Source organism: Humidesulfovibrio sp. (assembly GCF_035560995.1).
Lineage (GTDB): Bacteria > Desulfobacterota > Desulfovibrionia > Desulfovibrionales > Desulfovibrionaceae > Humidesulfovibrio.
On the sequence record NZ_DATMYK010000353.1, the window covers coordinates 1 to 3,383 of the forward strand.

A 3,383-nucleotide genomic window follows, 5' to 3' on the forward strand; every position below is an offset into this window, starting at 1 on the left:
GATTTAATACAGCAACGCAACTTGGCCCGATTCTTGATATTACCACAGCGATTCAGCGAACGCTGAAGGCCGGTGGGCGCCGGGACTCCTTTGCAAGTCGCGACCCCACTTGATTGGCCAAGGCAGTTGGCATACGGTGGACCGGAGCATGCACCACCTAAACAGGGAAGCTGGTCGCTTTTCTCACATTATTGCCAAACGAACCCCAACGCCACTATTTACAGGAGTCAGCCACCATGAGCGGAATCCAGGCACGCTTGAACGCCATCTCGGCAGTGATCAACTACAAACCGGCCCATGCCCCCCTGAACTTCCACGACACCAAGCCCACTGAAATTTTCGGCTCCAACGTCTTCAACGAAAAGGTCATGAAGGACCGCCTGCCCAAGGCCGTCTACAAGTCCCTCAAGAAGACCATCGAGCTTGGCGAGAAGCTCGACGCGTCCATAGCTGACGTCGTCGCCAACACCATGAAGGACTGGGCCATCGAGAAGGGCGCCACCCACTTCACCCACGTGTTCTTCCCGCTCACCGGCATGACCGCTGAAAAGCACGATGCCTTCCTGGTGCCTGATGGAAAGGGCGGTGCCCTGGCCGAATTCAGCGGCAAGCTCTTGATCCAGGGCGAGCCCGATGCCTCCAGCTTCCCCTCCGGCGGCCTGCGCTCCACCTTCGAAGCGCGCGGCTATACCGCCTGGGACGTGACCAGCCCGGCCTATATCCTGGAGAATCCCAACGGCACCTTCCTGTGCATCCCCACGGCCTTCGTGTCCTGGTCCGGCGAGGCCCTGGACAAGAAGACCCCGCTGCTGCGCTCCAACCAGGCCCTGAACAAGCAGGCCAAGCGCGTCCTCTCCCTCTTCGGCGTGGAGACCAAACTGCCCGTCACCTCCTTTGCCGGCCCGGAGCAGGAATACTTCCTCATTGACCGTAATTTCGTGTTCTCCCGCCCCGACCTGCTCATCGCGGGCCGCAGTCTCTTCGGCGCCAAGCCGCCCAAGGGCCAGGAGTTCGAGGACCAGTACTTCGGCGTGGTGCCCCGCCGCGTGCTCTCCTTCATGATGGAGGTTGAGCGTGAGCTGTTCAAGCTTGGCGTTCCCGTGAAAACCCGCCACAACGAAGTGGCCCCCAGCCAGTTCGAAATCGCGCCCATTTACGAGATCGGCAACTTGGCCACCGACCACAACCAGATGGTCATGACCACCCTGCGCAGCGTCGCCAAACGCTACGGCATGATCTGCCTGCTGCACGAGAAGCCCTTCGCCGGCATCAACGGCTCGGGCAAGCACCTCAACTACTCCGTGGGCAACGCCGAACTGGGCAGCCTCTTCGATCCGGGCGAAACTCCGCACGACAACGCCCAGTTCCTGGTGTTCTGCGCCGCCGCCATCCGCGGCCTGCACAAGTACGGCGCCATCCTGCGCGCCACCGTGGCCACCGCCTCCAATGACCACCGCCTGGGCGCCAACGAGGCCCCCCCGGCCATCATGAGCATGTACCTGGGCGAGCAGCTGGCCGACGTGTTCGACCAGATCAAGAAAGGCAAGCTCAAGAATTCCAAGAGCAAGGGCGTCATGAGCATCGGCGTGGACACCCTGCCCCCGCTGCCCATGGATCCGGGCGACCGCAACCGCACCAGCCCCTTCGCCTTCACCGGCAACCGCTTTGAATTCCGCGCCGTGGGCTCCTCGCAGTCCATCGCCGGCTCCCTGGTGGCCATCAATGCCATCATGAGCGAGTCCCTGGACTACATCGCCACCGAGCTTGAAAAAGCCACCAAGGGCGACCCCAAGAAGCTCAACGCCGCCGTGCAGACCCTGCTGCAGAAGATCGTAAAGGAGCACGACGCCGTCGTGTTCAACGGCGACGGCTACTCCGACGCCTGGCACAAGGAAGCGGCCAAGCGCGGCCTGCCCAACCTGAAGACCACCCCCGAGGCCCTGCCCGTGCTCGCCTCCAAGGAGTGCATCGAGCTGTTCACCAAGTACGGCATCCTCACCGAGGCCGAGCTGAAGAGCCGTGTCGAGATCTACCTTGAGCAGTACGCCAAGACCCTGATGACCGAGGCCAACCTTGTGATCCGCATGGCCACCACCATCATCTTCCCCGCCGCCATGCGCTACCAGAGCGAGCTGGCTTCTGCCTGCGCCAATCTGAAGGCCATCGGCCACGATTACAAGATGGGCACCCTTGAGGACGTGACCGCCAAACTGCGCGGCATGCAGGTCGCCGTGGCCAAGCTGGAGAAACTCATGGAGCACGAGGCCAAGGACACCCACGCCGAGGCCAAGCACCTCTGCGAGAAGGTCCTGCCCGCCATGAACGAAGTCCGCACCTTCGCGGACGCCCTGGAAGCCGTCGTGGCCGACGACCTCTGGGCCCTGCCGAGTTACCAGGAGATGCTGTTCATCCGCTAAGCGGACGAAACGCTCCAAACAATCAAGGCCGCCCCTTCGGGGGCGGCCTTTTTTGTTTCAACGCGCTGCGCTATGCGCAGGCTTCATGGAAATGGAGAAAAAGCCTAACGCTCGGAGGGAAGCGGCAAATCAAGAGGCGGATACTCTTGCCAACCAGGTCCGTCGAAATGCCACCACTCAGTGGGAAGCGGCTCAAAACCTTGAGCCGCCATGGCCTTCTCCAGCAGCAGGCTGTTCTTGCGTGCCTCCGGGCTGGCGCTCACGTCATCGCGGTGGGCCTTGGTGGAAAAATCATCGTAGCCGGTGGGCATGGGCAGTTCAACGCCGCGCACATCCACCAGGGTCACATCCACCGCCGCCCCTTTGTTGTGGCGGGAGCTCTTCACGATTGCGCCGTTTTTGCGCACAGGCTCAAGCACGTAGCGTTCGTCAGGCATGATGCTCCAGAACCGCTCCTGAACGGAGAAGGGACGGTAGCAGTCAAACACCTTGAGGCCAAGGCCTTGCCGGAGCAGGTCGGCCTGCACCTTCAGGAGCCTCTCGGCAATTTCGGCGCGCAGGTAGCAGCGCGCGGCAGGATAGACCTTCTGGCCTGTGAAGTTGTTGTCCGTGGCGTAGCGGATGTCGAGAACGATGCTCTTGTCGAGTCGGGAAGGCTCCACGAAACCGGCAGCACTCAGGGCCGCTTCTTCCGCACCATCTGCAAGGCCAGCGGAACAAAGTCCCAAAAGCCCGAACAGCAGGCATAAGACAAAGCTCGCTCTTTTGCCTGCCTGCGGTTTTACGCTAGAAATGAGAGGCGCTGCACGCATGGCGCGCTGGCTGGACAAGGTGCGCGCTACTTCTTGCCGCGCTTCTTCCAAAGCTCCATTTCCTTCATCTTCTTTCTGCGCTCACGCTGAAGGGATTTGCAGACAAGGGGCATGCCCTTCTTGTAGCCGTACTTTTCGCGGTACTCCACCGGCG

3 protein-coding genes are annotated in these 3,383 nt (G+C 61.5%); 1 reads left to right on the plus strand and 2 read right to left on the minus strand.

The features are described 5' to 3' along the window. The first annotated feature begins 236 nt into the window (after positions 1-236). Positions 237-2,417 carry a glutamine synthetase III gene (locus VN419_RS13940; RefSeq protein ID WP_325647823.1) on the plus strand — a complete coding sequence of 727 codons (2,181 nt, stop codon included), beginning with the start codon at positions 237-239 and terminating at the stop codon, positions 2,415-2,417. Between the two features lie 104 nt (positions 2,418-2,521). Here VN419_RS13940 and VN419_RS13945 read toward each other — a convergent pair whose 3' ends face one another. After that, entirely contained in the window at positions 2,522-3,280 is a 759-nt protein-coding gene (locus tag VN419_RS13945) for a M15 family metallopeptidase (RefSeq protein WP_325647824.1), read from the minus strand. Continuing rightward, positions 3,256-3,383: MucR family transcriptional regulator (locus VN419_RS13950; protein WP_325647825.1), on the minus strand; the 128-nt coding region annotated here is incomplete at its 5' end. The genes VN419_RS13945 and VN419_RS13950, both read right to left, overlap by 25 nt.

What these genes read in the sequence shown, in the direction of transcription:
- VN419_RS13940 (WP_325647823.1), top strand. Translation starts at nt 237, where the DNA reads ATGAGCGGAATCCAGGCACGCTTGAACGCCATCTCGGCAGTGATCAAC.